At 55.6% G+C, this 19,304-nt stretch carries 14 protein-coding genes; 13 read left to right on the plus strand and 1 reads right to left on the minus strand.

What is annotated here, in order from left to right:
- The first annotated feature begins 239 nt into the window (after positions 1–239).
- The 3 genes from HY36_RS17600 (at position 240) to HY36_RS02810 (ending at position 8,180) form a co-directional block, all read left to right on the plus strand.
- Entirely contained in the window at positions 240–3,425 is a 3,186-nt protein-coding gene (locus HY36_RS17600; protein WP_051602424.1) for a PAS domain S-box protein, read from the plus strand.
- A 205-nt stretch (positions 3,426–3,630) separates the two neighbouring features.
- Entirely contained in the window at positions 3,631–6,408 is a 2,778-nt protein-coding gene (locus HY36_RS02805) for a TonB-dependent receptor (RefSeq protein ID WP_035547867.1), read from the plus strand.
- Positions 6,409–6,551: 143 nt separating this feature from the next.
- Entirely contained in the window at positions 6,552–8,180 is a 1,629-nt protein-coding gene (locus HY36_RS02810; protein ID WP_035547870.1) for a family 43 glycosylhydrolase, read from the plus strand.
- On the opposite strand, the gene HY36_RS02815 is transcribed toward HY36_RS02810, so the two are convergent.
- Complete coding sequence (locus tag HY36_RS02815; RefSeq protein ID WP_035547873.1) at positions 8,177–8,986, minus strand: 2-keto-4-pentenoate hydratase; 810 nt, start codon at positions 8,984–8,986, stop codon at positions 8,177–8,179. The genes HY36_RS02810 and HY36_RS02815 overlap by 4 nt on opposite strands.
- A 146-nt stretch (positions 8,987–9,132) precedes the next feature.
- On the opposite strand from HY36_RS02815, the gene HY36_RS02820 reads away from it, so the two are divergent.
- From HY36_RS02820 to HY36_RS02865, 10 genes are all read left to right on the plus strand, one after another.
- Complete coding sequence (locus tag HY36_RS02820) at positions 9,133–10,509, plus strand: pectate lyase family protein (protein WP_155841650.1); 1,377 nt, start codon at positions 9,133–9,135, stop codon at positions 10,507–10,509.
- Positions 10,510–10,559: 50 nt separating this feature from the next.
- On the plus strand, positions 10,560–11,609 hold the full coding sequence (locus HY36_RS02825; RefSeq protein ID WP_035547874.1) for a LacI family DNA-binding transcriptional regulator: 1,050 nt from the start codon (positions 10,560–10,562) through the stop codon (positions 11,607–11,609).
- Between the two features lie 145 nt (positions 11,610–11,754).
- A complete protein-coding gene (locus HY36_RS02830) occupies positions 11,755–12,396 on the plus strand; it encodes an RpiB/LacA/LacB family sugar-phosphate isomerase (RefSeq protein WP_035547877.1) in 642 nt (213 codons plus the stop codon).
- 49 nt (positions 12,397–12,445) lie between these two features.
- Positions 12,446–13,207 (plus strand): 2-dehydro-3-deoxy-D-gluconate 5-dehydrogenase KduD, encoded by a 762-nt coding sequence (gene kduD, locus HY36_RS02835; RefSeq protein WP_035547880.1) that lies wholly within the window; start codon positions 12,446–12,448, stop codon positions 13,205–13,207.
- Positions 13,208–13,231: 24 nt separating this feature from the next.
- Entirely contained in the window at positions 13,232–14,230 is a 999-nt protein-coding gene (locus HY36_RS02840) for a sugar kinase (protein ID WP_035547883.1), read from the plus strand.
- 25 nt (positions 14,231–14,255) lie between these two features.
- Entirely contained in the window at positions 14,256–15,848 is a 1,593-nt protein-coding gene (locus HY36_RS02845; RefSeq protein ID WP_035547885.1) for a carboxylesterase/lipase family protein, read from the plus strand.
- 3 nt (positions 15,849–15,851) lie between these two features.
- A complete protein-coding gene (locus HY36_RS02850; protein ID WP_035547888.1) occupies positions 15,852–16,364 on the plus strand; it encodes a hypothetical protein in 513 nt (170 codons plus the stop codon).
- 156 nt (positions 16,365–16,520) lie between these two features.
- Entirely contained in the window at positions 16,521–17,528 is a 1,008-nt protein-coding gene (locus HY36_RS02855) for a TRAP transporter substrate-binding protein (RefSeq protein ID WP_241764130.1), read from the plus strand.
- A 74-nt stretch (positions 17,529–17,602) separates the two neighbouring features.
- On the plus strand, positions 17,603–18,034 hold the full coding sequence (locus HY36_RS02860) for a TRAP transporter small permease (protein WP_081806007.1): 432 nt from the start codon (positions 17,603–17,605) through the stop codon (positions 18,032–18,034).
- Positions 18,025–19,302, plus strand: coding sequence for a TRAP transporter large permease (locus HY36_RS02865; RefSeq protein WP_035547894.1), 1,278 nt, complete (start codon positions 18,025–18,027; stop codon positions 19,300–19,302). The genes HY36_RS02860 and HY36_RS02865 overlap by 10 nt, the downstream gene beginning before the upstream one ends.
- Positions 19,303–19,304 lie beyond the last annotated feature (2 nt).

Here is a 19,304-nt window from a genome sequence, read left to right on the forward strand (position 1 = left end):
TCAAACAACAATCGATTTCATTCATATTGGTCGCAACGGACGGTTGGCGAGTCGCGAAGGTATTTCAGACCGGAAATGGTTTGAGCACTTGCTTCGAAAGCACGCGAATCTGAAACTATCCAACAAGATCATACACACTACCTGACTTGGGACACTTTGCTTATGTTTCGTCTATGCCAGTCTGGCCGCTCATTTCGTGAGGGGACATTCGGTCAGGCGCAGTCGCCGAGACCACTGAAATGACGGAACAGCCTCATTCCAGAAACCTGGTCCTGAAGAACGTGACAGGTACCGGCGCGATTCGATCGCTGACCGTTAGAGCGCTCGCTGTTAGTATCCTCGCATATGTGATCGCAGTCGCTGCAATCGAATTCACAAGAGGCGCAGGTCAGATCGCCACAATCTGGCCGATCAATGCCATCTTGATCGCCCTTCTACTGAAAAGCCATCGCTCCAACTGGCTGTCGCTCCTTGTCGCCACCGGCATGGGCCTGTTCGCCGCGAACTTGACTTCAGGCAATGACATTCCGCGATCCGCCATTCTCACTCTCGCGAATCTCGCTGAGATCTGCTGCGTCCTTTACGTTTTTGAGCGCGTGCCTTCCGTTCGCTTCTTCAGTCTGCCGGGAATTTCAGTTCTTGTGGCAGGGTCGACCATCGGATGCGCGATTTCTGCTGGATTGGCCGCCATTGGTTTACTGGTAACAGGCGAGGCATTCGTCCTGCGCGAAGCATTGAACTGGTTTTCTGCGGACTTCCTTGGCATTTTGCTATTCGCGCCAATCACCTGGTCTCTTCTGGAGCGCTCTTCGAAGTACGGCACCAGTGCCCCAGACTTTCAGTATGTTGCAAAGCTCGGTTTACTTTGCGCAACGACTTTCTTCGTCTTCGCGCAAAGCGCTTATCCATTCCTGTTCCTGGTGCCGCCTGCGCTGGTATTCTTGGCCTTCAGCCGAGGAGTGAAAGCCGCGGCAGTTGGCCTTCTTATGATCACGGCCATCGCACTCCCCTTTACGCTTGCCGGGTCCGGCCCGCTCGCGCTGATGACAGGGGATATGATTGCGCAAATTCTCGCGCTTCAATTGTTCCTAGCGACCAATTCCGTTTTGGGGTTGGCAATCGGCGCAGCAGCATCGGATCGGCGGCGGTTGATGCGACAAATCCGGAAATCCCGGGCTCGACTAAGAGACAAGTCGCGGGAACAACAGGAAATGCTGGCCAAAGCCCATCTCGCAGAACGCATGGCCGGCGTTGGGCACTGGACGTTGAATCCCGTCACTCAGGAAGTCGCCTGGTCTCCGGAAGTTTACGCTATTCACGGCGTTACGCCGGAAGAGTTCAATCCGATGTATGGCGACGCCATTCTATTTTACGCGAAAGAAGATCGTGATCGGATTCGCGACCTCGTCCAACATGCAATTACGGATGCCCAAGGCTGGGAATTCGAAGCCACACTCATCCGAAAGTCCGATGGTCAGAAGCGGCGTGTGCGGTCTATCGGTGAAATACTGACCGACAGGGAAGGGAACGTTGAGCGCATCTTCGGTGTATTCAAGGACATCACAGATGAGCAACGGGTGATCGAAGCGCTTGCAAGCAGTGAGGCAAATTATCGGACCATTGCTGACAACTCTACCGACATCATTGTTCGCTTCGGTCTGGATGGCATCATTACCTATGCGTCGCCATCATGCGAAATTCTCGGCGTGACTTCTGAAACCGCTATCGGACTGTCAACCATCGACTTCACTATCCCGGAAGACAAGGATTTCGCGTCCTCAGTTACGAGGGATTTATTCGAGAACAACTCGGTTGATCCGAGCGTACTCAGGGAATTCCGTGTTCGAGACAAGGACGGAAACATCATCTGGCTTGAGGGCAATCCGAAGATAATTCGCAGCTCCGATGGGAAGCCAGTAGAAATTATCTCGACCTTCCGCGACATTACGGACCGCAAGGAGCGAGAAACAGCACTCGCCGAAGCCAGGGCCGAGGCTGAAGCCGCCGAGAAGGCAAAGGCAGAATTCCTGTCGAATATGAGCCACGAGATACGAACGCCTCTGAACGGCATACTGGGATTCACACAACTGCTCAGCCAGACAGATCTGAATGCTGAGCAAAAACTGTTCGCTCAACGCGCGTTGTCGGCAGGGGGGATGCTCCGTGATATCGTCAACGATATATTGGACTATTCGAAGATTGAAGCCGGGCGGGTCGTTCTCGAAGATCGCCCAGTCGATGTTGCAAACACGATACAGGAAACCATCGAGATTGTTCTCGCGGGGCGGGAAGGAAAAACCGTTCCCATAACGACTTCGGCCGGTACGATTGCCCTGTATACTGATGAGGTTCGACTCAAGCAGATTTTGACCAACCTACTGAGCAATGCTGCGAAATTTACAGAATCGGGAAGCATCCACATCAGCGCCCACGTGCTTGAAGATGCACTGAATCTGACTGTCACCGATACGGGGCCGGGTATACCTGCAGAAAAACTTGAAAGCGTTTTCGAAGGCTTCCGCCAAGCGGACAACAGTATAACGCGCGTCTATGGTGGCACTGGACTCGGCTTGTCGATCAGCCGGTCGTTGGCACGCCTGATGGGCGGTGAACTCACTCTGGATAGCACGGTGGGCGAAGGAACCTCCGCGACATTGATCCTGCCATACCGACCAGCGTCCCAAGACGAAGTATCGGGACGCGCCACACGGGCGTCACCCGGTCAGACAAAACAGATGCGGATCATGGCCGTCGACGACGTGCGGATGAACCTCGAACTGGTGAAACTGGGTCTGAAAAAATTTGGTCACACCGTGGAAGTCTTCCAGTCCGCCCAAGAAGCAATTGAGGATCTGCGCGCCGGGGGCAATTATGACGTCATTCTCATGGATGTTCAGATGCCGGAACTGGATGGTATGACAGCAACCCGCATGATCCGCGAATTGGACGAACCGGCCAGAAACATACCCATCATTGCCCTGACCGCGAATGTGATGCCCGAGCAGATATCCAATTGCCTGGCGGCGGGCATGAACGCTCACGTCGCTAAGCCAATCGACATCACCGAACTGAATAGCCGGATCGCGGAACTTTGTGATGCGACAGCGCGCGCATCGGCGCCAGAACCCGAGACAGACCCCATAGGTGCGCTCACGGACCGATACCGAGAGTATCTCTCAACTGTCCCGGATGAAGTTTCGAAGATCTTCGACATTGAAAATTCAGAGGATGTGCTACGCGAAATCCGCCAACTGGCCCATTCGATTGCCGGCAGCGCGGGAAGCTTCGGATTCAAGGAAGTCTCTGACGCGGCCTTCTCGCTGGAGTCCGTTGCTTCAAAGCTGGCAGAAGACGGGAAACCCACGCAAGAACTGGCGGCAGGGCTGAAAAGCTTTCTGCAAGCCACAGAACGGGCTGCCTCGTGATTACAATCCTGATGTAGCACAAGCGATTTGGGCCGACGCTAACCATACACCCTCGTCAAACATCCGCGAACCTCTAAACGACAGGTTTAATTTTGCCTTGTTCAATCTCGGGTCGGGCTTGAACATAAGCAGGAAATGCAGTAAGCCATTTCTGACACCGGTGTCATTCCGGTGATAAAAATACCTATCGGGAGGAAAATTCAATATGCGGGTATCCACTAGAGTCAGAGTCCTTGCGGGCGCGTCCCTGGCCAGCCTTCTGCTGTCCGGGTCGATAGCTTATGCACAGGAAACACCTGAAGAAACAGCCGTCGACGAGACGGATCGTCGGCTTGATAGCGTTGTGGTAACCGGTTTCCGGGACTCCCTCGCTGAAGCACTGGACCTCAAGAAAGAGTCGACTGGGGTCGTCGACGCAATCGTTGCAGAAGACATTGCTGCATTCCCTGACCTGAACCTTGCAGAATCCCTGCAACGTATTCCGGGCATCGCAATTGATCGTCAGGCCGGCGAGGGTCGTCGCATCACTGTGCGCGGCCTTTCCGGCGATTTCACACGCGTACGCATCAACGGCATGGATGCCTTGGCGACTGGCGGTGGCTCCGATGCGTCAGGCGGGACAAACAGAAGCCGCTCTTTTGACTTCAACACGTTCGCGTCCGAACTGTTTAGCCAGCTCGTTGTGCGCAAATCGCAATCTGCTTCGATCGAAGAAGGATCGCTCGGTGCTGTGGTGGAACTGCAGACCGCCCGTCCGCTCGATTATGATGCTGGCTGGACCTTCTCACTATCCGGGCAGGCACTCTACAATGACCTCGTGGAGGACACCTCGCCTCGCCTCGCTGGGCTTGCGTCCTACAAGAGCGACAATGGCAGGTTCGGCGCATTATTGTCTGCGGCGTTCCAGGATCGCACAATCCGCGAAGAGGGCTTCTCATCAGTTCGCTTTGACGATCTCGGCACATTCCGCTCAGTCGACGGCGTTGACTGTATCGGAGCTGACCCGCTGTCTGCGGGATGCGATGAAGTGCGGAACTCCTATTATGCGCGGATCCCTCGCTACGGCCGCCTGACATATGATCAGGAACGTACAGGTCTGACGGGTGCGGTTCAATTCCGACCGACCGACAAGACAACTGTGACCATCGAGGGCCTGTACTCAGAACTCGACGCTCAGCGTGATGAGGAGTTCCTGCAAGTCTTCGTTCGCTCGAACACAGATAATATCGCCGTCACGGACTACAATGTGAACAGCGATGGCGTGCTTGATTATCTGCAAGGGGACGTGCTTGCCGACGCCAGCAATGGCATCATTCCAATGCGCAGCGAACATCGCCGTGACTACTACACGACAGAGTTCAATCAGTTCACGATTGAAGTAGAGCATGACTTCTCTGATCAGCTGAGAGGGTCGTTCTTTGCAGGTCAGTCGTCATCGAATTTTGACAATCCGGTTCAGGCCACTGTGTTCTTCGATGCCGCCAATCCTGTCGAAGGCTACAGCTACGACTTCCGGAACAATCTTGAGCTTCCGGCGATCAGCTACGGCAATACTGATGTAACCGACCCGTCGGAGTTCCTGTTCACACAATTCCGGAACCGCCCTCAAGGTTCGGAGAATGACTTTGAGACCGTTCGCGCGGATCTGGAGTATGACTTCAGCAACAATTTGACGTTGTCAGGCGGCTTGAGCTTCAAGAAGTATGACTTCTCGACCCGGGAAATTCGTATTGACGGCAACGTTGCCGATCTCGACGGCTTTACAGAATCCCCAACCGTGAGCGGAGATTTGGTGGGTCTGGTCACTGGATATGGCAATGGCCTCGACTATGGCTCAAACGACACGTCCTGGATCAGCGCGAATTGGGATGCTGCAATCGCACTCAGCGGCATTTTGGATATTTCAGGTGACATCGCCTCTCGCCCGCAGGACAATCGCTCTGTTGAAGAAGAAGATCTCGGCGGCTACGTCCAGCTCGACTTCGAAACTGAACTTTCCGGCATGCTGCTGCGCGGCGACGTGGGGGCCCGTTATGTTGAAACGACCACCACAGCGTCCGGCTATGTTCCGGGCGATGGCGGACTTGCTCTTCGCACCGTTGAAAATTCGTACAATGACTTCCTGCCATCCATAAACGTGGTCCTTGAAGCCAATGATCAGGTGCAATTCCGCGGTGGCATCGCCAAAGTGATGGCCCGCCCTTCACTTGGAAACCTGACACCTGGCGGAAGCCTGGATACGTTCAGCGGTGAGCCGTACAGTTTCAGCATCGGCAACCCCGATCTGGACCCGTATCGCGCCACTGCCTATGATCTGAGTGCAGAATGGTACTTCGCAGAAGAAAGCCTCCTGGCAGTGTCCTTCTTCTACAAGGATGTCGAATCCTTTTTCCTGACTCCGGCCAGCACAGAAGTTGCGTTCAGCACACTGGGCCTTCCAGCCGGCGTCGCGTCATCCACAAGTCCGCTGGGTGAAGATCTCGCTGATGGTCTTGATCCGATCGTTGCGGTCAGCCAGGTGACCAATGGTGGGGATGCCTCCATCCAGGGTATGGAATTTGTGTATCAGCAGCCCTTCTTCTTCCTGCCGGGCCTTTTGCAAAATGCCGGATTTGTCGGGAACCTGACTTATGTCGATTCAGATGAAATCAGAAACTTCTCGGAAATCTCGCACAACATGACGCTCTACTATGAGACCGATCGGTTCTCTGCACGGATCTCTGGCGCGTACCGGGATGAATACCAAACCCGCGCACCAAATGGTTCGGGACGTACCGAAGGTCGCGAAGATCGCGGCGTCGCATCGACCTACAATGTTGACCTGTCTGTATCATATGCTTTGACGGATCAGCTTGATCTGACCTTCGAAGGCATCAACCTGACCGACGAGTTCGAGCATCAGACATTTGACCAGCTCAACCTGCCGACCCTCTATCACCACACCGGACGGAACTTCCTGGTCGGTGCACGGTACACTTTCTAGGGGCATGTAGTTGAATTGGACTGGCGGTCCGACATGTATCGCCAGTCCAGACCACCTTTTCTGACATTGCGCTCCTCCCAAGACGCATGTTCTGAATGGCCCCGGCGAGACTTCGCAGGGGCCATTTTTTCAGGATGACAAACATGAAAGACCTTTTGACCCGACGCCAAAGCCTGTTGCTCCTTGGCACAACCATCGCAGCTGGAGCCTGCAGCGCGAAGCCAACCGGGCGAGCGCGGCCCGATGCCGGTAGTCGCCCAACGCCTTCTATGGCGGGATGGGGCGCCGGATTTGAGAACCAGAGAATAGCAGATCGCGGCGATGGCACTTTCCTCAATCCAATATTCTCTGGCGACCGGCCCGACCCATCCATCATCAAAGATGGAGATACGTACTATCTAACATTCTCGAGTTTCGATGCTTATCCAGGTCTGTTCATCTGGCAGTCAAACGATCTCGTAAACTGGCAACCTGTCGGTCCAGCGCTAACCCACCCCATTGGGTCGGTATGGGCACCAGACCTTGTTAAACACGAAGAGCGCTACTTCATATACATTCCTGCCCGCAGCGCGGACAGGAAGTCCATTTACGTCATCCACGCCGTTCGTATAGATGGGCCCTGGAGCGAACCAGTTGATCTCAACCTTCCGGACCACATCGATCCTGCCCACGCCGTTGGAGAAGACGGTAAGCGATATCTTTTCTTGTCCAATGGCGATTTGATTCAGCTATCCGAAGACGGACTGTCTACAGTCGGCGAAGTTGAACATGTATATGACCCGTGGCGCTATCCTGAAGACTGGGATGTTGAGTGCTTTTGTCCGGAAGGCCCCAAAACATTGAGGAAGGACGATTGGTTTTACATGTTGACCGCAGTTGGCGGAACCGCAGGCCCTCCGACTGGGCATATGGTTATTGCGGCGCGGTCGCGTTCTGTGAAAGGACCTTGGCATCATGCACCGAACAACCCTCAAGTTCGAACCACTGACCGGTCCGAATCGTGGTGGTCACGAGGGCATGCGACATTACTGGAAGGCCCGAACGGTGATTGGTGGATGATCTCACACGGTTACGAGAACGGGTTCTGGACACTTGGACGGCAATGTCTTCTCGAGCCAATCCGTTGGAGAGATGATGGTTGGTTCGAGTCGCTTGGGGGTGATTTGTCCAGACCGTTCCCCAAGCCCCGGCCCGATGAGCACCGACCTCATGGTATTCCCCTGTCAGACGACTTCACGTCTGCATCACTCGGTCCCCAATGGGCATTTTACAATCCGTCACCTGAAGAATATGGCCGAGTCTCCCTGAATGGCTCGGGACTGGCTCTGGCGGCGAAAGGCAGCACACCAGCCGATACGTCTCCACTCTGCGTAATCCCCGGTGATCGCGCGTACGAAGTCACTACACAGATTGAACTCGAGGCCGGTGCGCGCGCAGGTCTTCTCTTGTTCTACAATGCGGGCCTGTACTGCGGAATCAGTTATGGACCGGAGGGTCTTGTCATGCATCGGTACGGCCAGGAGCGGGCTCGCCCCGGTGACTTGAAACCGGGGCTCACCAAGTTTGATTTAAAGGCTCGCAACGATCATCACGTTGTAACCTTCTTCACCCGGCTACCCGGCGAAAGATGGAAGAAGTTCGACGTACAGATGGAGGTATCAGGATACCACCATAATACAGCTTATGACTTTCTGAGTCTTCGCCCTGGATTGATGTCTGCTGGAACCGGGCAGGTCCGCTTCACGCAGTTTCAGTACAGGTCGCTTTCCTAGGCCGGTGAGTCGACGAACTTTCCGACGGCTGACAGTCGCAGATCAATGTCACGCGCACCGTGCGTTTTAATCACGGCTTTTTGTCCCACATGCGCAGCGTGTACGCCGGTCACCGCACCGGTTGTAATTGCCATACCCTTTTTTAAAGGCATGCCTCGGCGCGCCGAATTCTCCAGCATGAAGCGGAAGGATTCGATCGGCCCCCCCGGAATTCCACTAGCGTCTCCTGTGCCGACTGTCTGTCCATCAATCAGCGTTTCAAATGGCCAGCGACCAAATTCCAGCGTGTCCCAATCCGGTAACTCGTCACCGATGATCAGGCCATAGTTATTGCCGAAGTCAGAAATAGTCACCAAAGGTCCATGATCGTTAATACCGCTGAATGGACTGCTCGCGATCTCCACCCCCGTATGGACAGACCCGACGAGGGCGATTGCCTCTTGCGTAGAATATCCTGTTTTCGACGGATCAGCGTCTTCGGCGACGATGATTACACACTCACCTTCGACCGCCGCAAACCCTTCCGCAAATACCGGGCTGTCCATCTCTGATGCTGTCTGATGGCGGATCAGTTTGTTGAAGACCGGGCCCGCCAGACGATCCGTTCCGAATCGCTCGGCATCTGCACCATTGATCCGCCCCACCTTCCAGCCAGCAACTGCGTCAGGCCAGAGCGTTATAGCCTCATCCTGAATCGCATACGCGTCCGACAACGTAAGAGGCGCCTCTCCCGGATACTCACTCAGACTGCCAGCTGAAAGCCGCGCCTCAACGAATTTTTTTGCAATATTTTCAAAGACGCTCACGCTTTTTCCTCGGCCTGTTCGAACTGGGGTGGACAGTATAGGAAACCGGTGTCATTTTCAAACCTCATAATGATAAATTCTAGCGGAAACAGGCTGTCAGCGTCTTTTGGCTCGCCATTTCTGCAGACAAATGCGAGGAATCCGACATGGCGCAACACACAGCCTCCAGAACACTAGCTTTGCTCGCGATCATGTCGCTGGCCGGTTGCGCGACTGCGCAGACAACAACTGCCTCGACTGCGCCTGCAACATTCGAAACCGCAACGCCTGCTGCGCCCTGGATGGGGCCACTCGGTCCAGCAAGCACAACTGTCGGCGGCAAAGGCGGTCAAATTGTCAAAGTCACAAATCTGGATTCCGCTGGGCCCGGCAGTCTGCGCGAAGCATTGCAGGCTGAAGGACCGAAGATTATCGTGTTCGAAGTTGGCGGCATCATCGACCTCGACGGCGACAATCTACATGTCGCGACATCGAATATCACCATCGCGGGCCAAACGGCCCCCTCCCCCGGCATAACGCTGATAAAAGGCGGCATGGTGATTACCGGCGACGACGTAATCGTTCAGCATCTTCGCATTCGTCCAGGAGATTTGGGTGAGGCCTATCGCAGTGGTCGGGATATCGACGCCATTACAACGATTTCTGCCCGCAATGTGATTGTTGACCACTGCTCGCTAAGCTGGGCGACAGACGAAAACCTGTCGGCATCAGGTCCGCGATTCACCGGCGACACGCCCGACGAATGGCGCGACGGCACATCCCATACAATCGCTTACACCAACAATATCATTGCTGAAGGCCTGTCCCATTCGACCCACGCCAAGGGCGAGCATTCGAAAGGGTCTCTTATCCACGATAATGTGAGCGACATCCTGATCTACGGAAACCTGTACGCACACAATTTCGAAAGAAGCCCACTGTTCAAAGGGGGCGTTCACGGCGCGATCGTGAACAATTTCATCTACAATCCAGGCCAGCGCGGGGTGCACTACAATCTCCAGGGTCTGGAGTGGGGAGATGTCCCTGCTGAAACCGGCCGGATGGATTTGGTCGGCAATGTCATGCGCGCCGGCCCCTCGACCAGTGACGGCCTTCCCCTGCTGATGATCGGAGGGGATGGGGCGCTGGATCTGCACATGGCCGGCAATATCGCGCAAGACCAATGGGGTTCAGCCCTGCCAGATGCCGGTAGCTATACGAGCAATTCAGCCTCGGAATTGAACGAGGCCGGACCTTCAAAGATTATAACAGATCTACCTATTCTTGCTGCTGGTCAGGTAGAATCTTACGTTCTGAAACATGCCGGCGCGCGGCCTTGGGACCGCGACGCGGTGGATGTGCGTATTCTTGCTGACACCGCCGAAGGCCGCGGAGAGATCATCGACAGCCAGGAACAAGTGGGCGGCTATCCGGAACTGGACGCGACATATCGCGATTTTGATCCGTCTCAATGGCATCTGGACACTATGGAGCCCGCCACGCAAGACGCACTGGATTCCGGTCTCAAGGCCAAGGGGACTTGAAGCTGCCCCAAATCAGGTGAAAAAGGATCGCTGGGCAGCAAGGCTTTCCTATGAGTGACGACGAACATGAGTCCAAACCGGCACGCGACCGGTCACAGGTAACGATTATCGACATCGCTCGCATGGCGGGTGTCTCGAAGAAGACCGTGTCGCGTGTAATCAACGAGTCGCCGCTTGTGCGCGAAGAAACTCGGAAGAAGGTCAAGGAAATCATTGCGGAAACCGGCTTCACGCCGAACCCGCAAGCGCGTGCGCTCGCCTTCCGAAAATCCTTCCTGGTCGGGCTCGTTTATGACAATCCGAGCCCACAATATGTCGTCAACATGCAACGCGGCATCCTTGACACGCTCGGCGACACCGCATTTCAGCTTGTCTTGCGACCATGCGATCGTGGCGACGAGAATTATCGTGAACGGGTCAGATCCTTTATCGTCCAACACAAGCCACACGGCATCATACTGACGCCCTCCGTCTCCGAAGACGAGACTCTCGCGGAAATCCTGCGCGAAGAAGAATGCGATTATGTTCGCATTGCGTCGCTGGAATTGGACGTTCCGTCGCGCAGCATCCGTACGCACGATGCGCAGGGCGCAGAGATGGCAGCGGCCCACCTTGCCCAACTGGGGCACAAACGTATTGGACACATTCACGGTCCCAAAACATTCCGGTCTGCCCATGAGCGTCTGTCTGGATTCAGAAGCGGTTTGGAGAGCTATGGCCTTGAGCTTGCGCCCGAGCTTACCGTCGAGGGCGCCTACACATTCGATTCCGGCGTCTCCAGCGCGACCCGCTTGCTGAATCGCCGCGACCGACCAACCGCAATTTTTGCTGGCAATGATGAAATGGCCGTCGGTGTATATGTGGCCGCCCGTAAAGCCGGCCTCAGGATTCCGGAAGACTTGTCCATCGTCGGGTTCGACGACACACCTATTTCTGCGCGCATCTGGCCGCCGCTGACAACTGTCCGGTCGCCTATCCGGGAGGTTGGACGCGCTGCTGCAGACCTGTTGCTGAAACGCGGAAGCGGCTCTGAGAATCTCGAGGAACTGCAATCCTTCCAGCTCGAATTGATCGTGCGCGAATCCACACGTTCTGTCTGAATTGAGGCAAATGATGCGGTTGTCAGTCTCTGGAGCAGATGTTATGACACCGGTTACCAAATCTCATTAGCGCGCCTTCCCCATCACCATGTGAAGCGCGCAAGGCCTGACGCAGACAAAATCAGAACCATCAAAGGGAATCCCTATGAACATCGCACTCATCATCGAAAACAGTCAGGCCGCGAAGAGCGAGATTGTTCACGACGCGCTGAAGACGGTCGTCGAGCCGCTCGGCCACAATGTGCACCATTACGGGATGTATAGCCCCGAGGATAACACGCAGCTGACCTACATCATGAATGGTTTGCTGGCCGGCATTCTGCTGAATTCCAAAGCGGCAGATTTTGTCGTCACAGGGTGCGGAACCGGCATGGGCTCCATGCTCGGCTGCAACGCCATGCCCGGCGTTATCTGCGGCTTGGTGATTGATCCGACTGACGCGTTCCTTTTCGGTCAGATCAATGATGGCAACGCCATTTCCATGCCCTATGCAAAAGGCTTCGGATGGGCGGCTGAACTGAACCTGCAAGACTGTTACCGCAAGCTTTTCGAAGTTGAGCGGGGTGTCGGTTATCCCAAAGAGCGCGCAGCCATCATGGCGAAGAACCGCAACATCCTAAGCGAAGTAAAAGCCGCCTCACACCATGACATGCTAACGGTTCTGAAATCTGTCGATCAGGACTTGCTGAAAACTGCGATCTCTGGCGAGCGCTTCCAGGAATACTTCTTTGCGAACGCAAAGGATGAAGCCATCGCAGAATATGTGAAGTCCGTGCTGGCCTCTTGAACCGCCACAACACCAGACTTCACGTACAATAACTTTCTGGGAGAGGTTGATGAGCATCAATCCGTTCAGTCTTGAGGGCAAGACAGCCATCGTAACGGGCGCGAATACTGGCCTTGGCCAAGGCATGGCAATTGCGCTCGCAGAAGCTGGGGCCGATGTCTGCGTTGTCGGGCGAAGCGAGCCCAGCGAGACGCTCGACAAGCTTGCCGCGACTGGCCGCAAGTCGCACTCCATCCTGGCAGACCTCGGCTCTGCAGACAGTGTCGAGGCGATCGTATCTGACGCCAAGTCTGCGCTCGGCGGCATTGATATACTTGTGAACAATGCTGGTATCATCAAGCGAAACGATTCCATCGACTTCACGTTTGACGAATGGGACTCGGTGATGAATGTGAATCTCCGAACTCTCTTCTTTCTCAGTCAGGCCGTTGCGCGGGAAATGATTGCAGCAGACACTGGTGGAAAGATCATCAATATTGCCAGCATGCTGAGTTTTCAGGGCGGCATTCGGGTGCCATCCTACACGGCATCAAAGAGCGGCGTGGCCGGCCTTACAAAGATTCTCGCCAATGAATGGGCCAAGCATGGCATCAATGTGAATGCGATTGCACCAGGATACTTTGCGACCAATAATACAGCCGCCCTTCAAGCTGATGAGACGCGAAACAAGGAAATTCTTGGCCGAATTCCATCCGGGCGCTGGGGCAAGCCATCTGATTTGGGAGGTGCCGCGGTTTTCCTCGCCTCCAGTGCGTCGGACTATGTTCAGGGAATCACGTTGCCGGTCGATGGCGGCTGGTTGGCCAGGTAAAACGCGAGAACGGACGAACGCGATATGACTGGTTCAATCATCTGTTTTGGAGAGCTCCTCTTGCGGATGAGTGCGCCAGGTAACGAGCGTATCATGCAGTCTTCGCAATTCGGGGTTCACGTTGGCGGAGCTGAAGCGAATGTTGCGGTTTCGCTTTCGCAATTCAAGCACGACACGAAGATGGTCAGCGCACTACCAGACAATGTTCTGGGCGACGCAATTATTCGAGATTTGAAGAGCCATGGCATTCAAACCGAGCCTGTGCTTCGCGGCCAAGGTCGCGTGGGCCTGTACTTCTTGGAAACAGGTGCCGTGCAGCGCCCTTCCAGGATTGTGTATGATCGGACTGACAGCACGTTCACGACCACTCCTGCCGAGTCTTATGATTGGGACAGCCTACTTGATGAGGCAGACTGGTTGCACATTTCCGGCATTACACCCGCAACCGGGCTGAACGCGGCGAGGGCTGCCCTCGATGCTACGTCGGTCGCGAAGGAGCGGGGCGTCAAAGTATCTTTCGATGGCAATTATCGTGAACAACTCTGGAAGTCATGGTCCGGAGACGGTCCTCGGATTCTCGCGGAATTGCTCGATAAGGCGACATTGGCGTTCATCAATGAACTCGACATAAATCTCATCCTTGGAACGCAATATACGGATCGATCCGACGCAGAACAGGCCGCATTCGAACGGTTTCCAGCCCTGGCCTATATTGCATCGACACAAAGACAGCAGGCCAGCGCCAATCATCACATGATTACCGGGCGTCTCGCCACACGGACGGATGTCACAATGTCGGTAGAGATGGATATGCCCAATATCGTGGACCGTATTGGGGGTGGCGATGCGTTCGCCGCAGGTATCCTTCATGGATTGATTGAAGATATGCCACCTCAACGCATTGTGGATTTTGGCATTGCCGCTGCCGCGATCAAACATTCAGTGCCGGGGGACTACAACCGAGCGTGTATAGAAGAAGTGGAAGACATGCTTTCGCAAAACGGTCTGGATGTGCGCCGCTAAGACGCGCACACGAGGAGGAAATTTGATGGACATGACCCGCCGAGCCTTTGCAAGCGGCGCTGCTGGACTTGCCGCATCCGTGACTCCGCTTATGGGCTTCTCCCGCCACCCATCTGATGATCCAGTCGCCCAAACCCGCCACGGCGCGGTGCGTGGGGTGCGGAAGGACGGAATCAACATCTTCAAGGGTATTCGCTATGGCACCGATACAGCGCAGACACGCTTTGCAATGCCCCGCCCCCCTGAACGATGGACAGATACAGAGGAAGCCACCGAGCACGGATCGTCGGCACCGCAATTGGGCCGCAATGAATCCATCAGCGAGGACTGCCTGTTTCTGAACGTCTGGACCCCGGGCGTAGCAGATGAGGGAAAGCGCCCAATCATGGTGTACTTCCATGGCGGCGCCTACGCCAGCGGCTCAGGGTCTTCGCCTCTGTATGACGGTCACAACCTTGCGACAAAGGGCGACGTGGTTGTCATCACCGTGAACCATCGCCTGAACGCCTTCGGATATTTGTCTCTCGGCCTTCTCAATCCCGACCTTCCGGATTCCGGTAATAGTGGCATGTGGGACCTTGTCCTCGCCCTGCAATGGGTTCGGGACAATGCGGAGTATTTTGGCGGAGATCCAAACCGCATCTTCGTATTCGGCCAGTCCGGCGGCGGAGCAAAGATTGCGACGTTGATGGCGGCACCCTCTGCCGAGGGCCTGTTTCATTCAGCTGCGACGATGAGCGGCCAGCAAGTAACCGCAAGTGGTCCGCTCAACGCAAAGGCGCGAGCAGAGAGCTTCCTGGAGGTCGTGGGCATCGATCCGTCTGATACGCATGCCCTCCTATCCATCCCCATGGAACGATTGGTCGAAGGCCTCGCAACCAACGATCCGGTGAACCCGTCACGCGGCCTCTATTTCGGTCCGGTCCTGGATGGGCGCTTCCTGGCTCGCCATCCGTTCTGGCCGAGCGCGCCCAAGCAGTCTGCACATATCCCAATGATTCTTGGGAACACGAAAGACGAAACACGCAATCTCATCGGGAACAAACTACCCGAAGCGTTTGATCTTAATTGGGAAGATCTGCCAGCGTTGCTGGCCGAACATATGCGCTGTGACATCAGTCCGATCGAAGTCTTGTCGACCTATCAGTCCCTTTATCCGGACTATTCGCCAAGCGACGTATTCTTTGCCGCGACAACTGCGGGTCGCTCTTGGCGCGGTCAGGTCGAGGAAGCAGATGTGCGCGCCGCAGAAGCCGGGCCGACCTGGGTGTACCAGTTCGATCTGGGGTCACCAGAAGATGACGGAAAATGGGGCGCGCCTCATACAATCGATATCGCGTTCGCATTCGACAATCTCGGCATGTCTGGTGAATACACCGGTACGCGGGTCCCGGCGTCCGATGATTATGCGCGTGTTGCCGATGAACTTTCCCGCGCCTTTATCTCTATGGCCCGCTCCGGCCAGCCTAACCATGCCGGAATACCTGAATGGTCGCGGCACACACTGCCCGATCGCAAGACCATGATCTTCGATACGACAACTCGTCAGGAGAGCGATCCTCGCCAAGGCGAGCGGGAACTCTTCGCCAAAGTACCTTTTACTCAATGGGGAACCTGATCCATGAAACCAGTTATCTACATCACCATCGCTGCGGGTCTCCTAGCCGCCTGTTCTCAAGAGCCCGCTCAAACCCTGCAAAGCCAAGGCGACATCGTGACGGAAGTCGCCCCAGATGACCTGCCCGGACCAGTCCAGGCAGCCGTGTCAGCCGCCATGCCAGACATGACCGTTCAGGAAGTGCTGCGGAAGGAACGAGACGAACGCGTGTATTTCGACGTCGAAGGTGAACGCGCGGACGGATCGGAAATTGAACTCGACATCCTGTACGCAGATGGCGTGGCGGAAGTGGTAGAAATCCAGCGCGACCTCGCCTGGCCTGATGTTCCAGCGACTGTACGCGAAGCCGCGCAGTCAGCGGGCGCAGGCGAGCCGGTCCGGATCATCGAAAGCGTCCAGACCGATGGAAGCATCATTTATGAACTATTCGCCGAAGGCCAGCCAAGTGACCCGGCCATGGAGGTCAAAACTTCGGACGGGCAGGTAGAGGTATTGGCGGAACGCTGGCCCCACTAAATCCGGCGGTGCCCTCTTGCGGAATAAATGACACCGGTTACCATAGACAAATGTTGCGCGAGCTGCCCCATTGAATGTGGGCGAGATAATTGCCGCGGGGAGGAAGATGATGAGACGCGTTCGAGTGGCGAACACACAGCCGGACCGGTGCGCCGGATGAGCGGAACGACGTTCCATATGACGCGTAGGCAGTCTCTGCTTGCTATCGGAGCCACTGCCGCACTCACCGCATGTGGCGAACGCTCTGGCAGGGATCTGCTCAGCGCAGATTCTCATCCGGACGGTTATCCAACTGTCGAAGCCGTACGGGAAATGGGCCGCCTGCTGAATGAGCGCAGTGGCGGTCGCCTCCGCATCAAAATGTATGCTGGCGGTCAGTTGGGGTCAGAGCGGGATACTCTGGAAATCACGACGTTTGGCGGATTGGACTTGAATCGGGTCAACCTTGCACCGCTAAACTCAATCGAGCCACTGACGACCGTTCCTGCCCTCCCCTTCCTGTTTTCTTCGACCGCGCACATGCGAGCAGCGCTCGATGGACCAGTGGGGGATCGCATTCTAGACTCCCTCGCTCCCCACGACCTGATCGGACTGTGTTTTTATGATTCCGGGGAGCGCAGCTTTTACAATACTCGAAAACCAATCCTGACGCCGGACGATATGCTCGGCCTGAAAATACGGGTGCCGAACTCAGACTTGTACGTCGCAATGATCAAAGCGCTGGGCGCAGATGCCACGCCGATGTCGCTTGGCGAAGTCTACCAAGCGCTCGTGCAGGGGGTGATCGACGGCGCTGAAAATAACTGGCCATCATTTGAAAGCGGGCGCCACTTCGAAGCGGCGCCCTACTACAGTTTGACCCGGCACATCATCGCGCCGGAAGTTTTGGTAATGTCGGCGAGCCGTTGGAGAAAACTGTCGGACGCTGACAAGACCCTTGTGAAACAAGCCGCCCGGGACTCCGTTCCCTACATGCGCCAGCTATGGGATGCACGCGTCGAACAATCCCGCGCCACGATCATGGCGTCCGGCGTTGAAGTAAATGAAGTCTCGGATCTAAGCGCTTTTCAGGAACAGATGCGCCCAGTGTGGGACCGTTTTGTCAAAACTGATGCGCAAAAGGAACTGGTCGCAGCAATCGAGAAGATGAGGCCAGCCTCGTGATACACCTTTTGACGAAAACCACTCACATTGCAGCCGACTGGTTGGTACGCATTGCGGCTGTGGGCCTTATCCTCATGACACTGATTATCGGCTGGCAGGTGTTCGGGCGTTACGTCCTCAACTCTACGCCCTCCTGGTCTGAACAGGCATCGCTTGCCTTGATGATCTGGTATGTCTCGCTTGCCGCAGCGGCCGGCGTGCGCGAGGGCTTCCACATACGCATCGTCGCCCTCGAAAATGCTGTCGGCCCCAGAACGCGTCTGTGGATGCGTATCGCGTCCAACATCGTCGTCGGCGCCTGCGGGGTTGCGATGCTGGTCTGGGGTGGTCAGCTCGTCACCAAGACTTGGGGGCACGTCATACCATCGCTCGGCATTCCACGTGGTTTGGCCTATCTGGGACTTCCCATCGCGGGGGCGTTGATGGCCCTCTTCTCGGTGGAACGGGTGCTGGAAGAGATATCCGGCGAGAAAATCGAAGACGAGGAGGATCCGAGATGGAGCTGATTATTCTGGTCAGTGTACTTGTTGTCCTGCTCGCGCTTGGTGTGCCAGTGGCCTATTCGCTACTGGGGTCCGCTATGGCGACGTTCCTGGCACTGGATATTCCCCTTGTCGTCGTATTCCAGCGCATGGCGGCGGGCGTCAGTGTTTTCACACTGATGGCAATCCCCTTCTTCATTTTCGCAGGAGACCTGATGTACCGATCAGGCATCGCGAAGCGACTGGTAGAGGTGGCAGAAGGCGCATTTGGACGAACGCGAGGCGGACTTGGGCTCGTCAACGTTGGCGCGTCCACCATGTTCGGAGCTGTTTCCGGGTCTGCGATCGCCAGCGCATCCGCGATGGGCTCAACTCTCATGCCGCTAATGCGCGAGCGTGGTTATGAGGGTGACTACACCGTGAACGTAACGGTCACAGCCGCAATCGTTGGCCTCCTTGTTCCGCCATCGCACAACATGATCATCTACTCCGCAGCGAGTGGAATAGGTGTCTCTATCGGCGACCTGTTCCTTGCGGGCATCATCCCCGGCATCATGACAGCAGCCTTGCTGATGTTTGTTGCATGGCGCGTGGCTGTAAAACGCGGCTATGCCAGCGGCGCGTTTCCGGGCTGGCGCAGTTTCTTGCGAGCCCTCTTGTTTGCTGTACCAGGATTGCTCACCGCCATTATCATCATGGGTGGAATTCTGTCTGGCATCTTCACTGCAACAGAATCGTCTGCAATCGCGGTAATCTACACAATTGCGGTCGGCGCATTCGTCTATCGCACTCTGGGCTGGCAGCGGTTTTCAGAGGCTGCGATGCAGTCTGTGAAGATTACGGCCATGGTATTGTTGATAATCGGCGCGGCGACAGCTTTTGGCTATGCGCTTGCAATCCTTGAAGCGCCCGCACAGCTCGCCGACATGATCACATCAGCGACTAGTAACCCGATCCTCGTACTGTTGATCGTCAACGTAATCCTGCTCGTACTCGGCACATTCATGGATATGTCGCCTCTAATCATCATAACGACCCCGATCCTGTTGCCTGTCGTTATGGAAGTGGGCGTGGATCCCGTTCACTTTGGTATCGTCATGATGCTGAATTTGGGGATTGGCTTGGTGACACCGCCCGTGGGATCAGTCCTCTTTGTCGGATCCGCAGTTGGCAAAGTACCGGTAGAAGAGGCCGTCAAAACGATCTGGCCATTTTATGGCGCGTTACTGCTGGCGCTGATGATCATCACATTCATTCCCGCGATCTCACTGGCCCTGCCAAATTTGTTCTAAGT

Source organism: Hyphomonas atlantica corrig., from assembly GCF_000682715.1.
Classification (GTDB): Bacteria; Pseudomonadota; Alphaproteobacteria; order Caulobacterales; family Hyphomonadaceae; genus Hyphomonas; species Hyphomonas atlantica.

What these genes read in the sequence shown, in the direction of transcription:
- HY36_RS17600 (WP_051602424.1), top strand. Translation starts at nt 240, where the DNA reads ATGACGGAACAGCCTCATTCCAGAAACCTGGTCCTGAAGAACGTGACA.
- HY36_RS02805 (WP_035547867.1), top strand. Translation starts at nt 3,631, where the DNA reads ATGCGGGTATCCACTAGAGTCAGAGTCCTTGCGGGCGCGTCCCTGGCC.
- HY36_RS02810 (WP_035547870.1), top strand. Translation starts at nt 6,552, where the DNA reads ATGAAAGACCTTTTGACCCGACGCCAAAGCCTGTTGCTCCTTGGCACA.
- HY36_RS02820 (WP_155841650.1), top strand. Translation starts at nt 9,133, where the DNA reads ATGGCGCAACACACAGCCTCCAGAACACTAGCTTTGCTCGCGATCATG.
- HY36_RS02825 (WP_035547874.1), top strand. Translation starts at nt 10,560, where the DNA reads ATGAGTGACGACGAACATGAGTCCAAACCGGCACGCGACCGGTCACAG.
- HY36_RS02830 (WP_035547877.1), top strand. Translation starts at nt 11,755, where the DNA reads ATGAACATCGCACTCATCATCGAAAACAGTCAGGCCGCGAAGAGCGAG.
- kduD (WP_035547880.1), top strand. Translation starts at nt 12,446, where the DNA reads ATGAGCATCAATCCGTTCAGTCTTGAGGGCAAGACAGCCATCGTAACG.
- HY36_RS02840 (WP_035547883.1), top strand. Translation starts at nt 13,232, where the DNA reads ATGACTGGTTCAATCATCTGTTTTGGAGAGCTCCTCTTGCGGATGAGT.
- HY36_RS02845 (WP_035547885.1), top strand. Translation starts at nt 14,256, where the DNA reads ATGGACATGACCCGCCGAGCCTTTGCAAGCGGCGCTGCTGGACTTGCC.
- HY36_RS02850 (WP_035547888.1), top strand. Translation starts at nt 15,852, where the DNA reads ATGAAACCAGTTATCTACATCACCATCGCTGCGGGTCTCCTAGCCGCC.
- HY36_RS02855 (WP_241764130.1), top strand. Translation starts at nt 16,521, where the DNA reads ATGAGCGGAACGACGTTCCATATGACGCGTAGGCAGTCTCTGCTTGCT.
- HY36_RS02860 (WP_081806007.1), top strand. Translation starts at nt 17,603, where the DNA reads ATGACACTGATTATCGGCTGGCAGGTGTTCGGGCGTTACGTCCTCAAC.
- HY36_RS02865 (WP_035547894.1), top strand. Translation starts at nt 18,025, where the DNA reads ATGGAGCTGATTATTCTGGTCAGTGTACTTGTTGTCCTGCTCGCGCTT.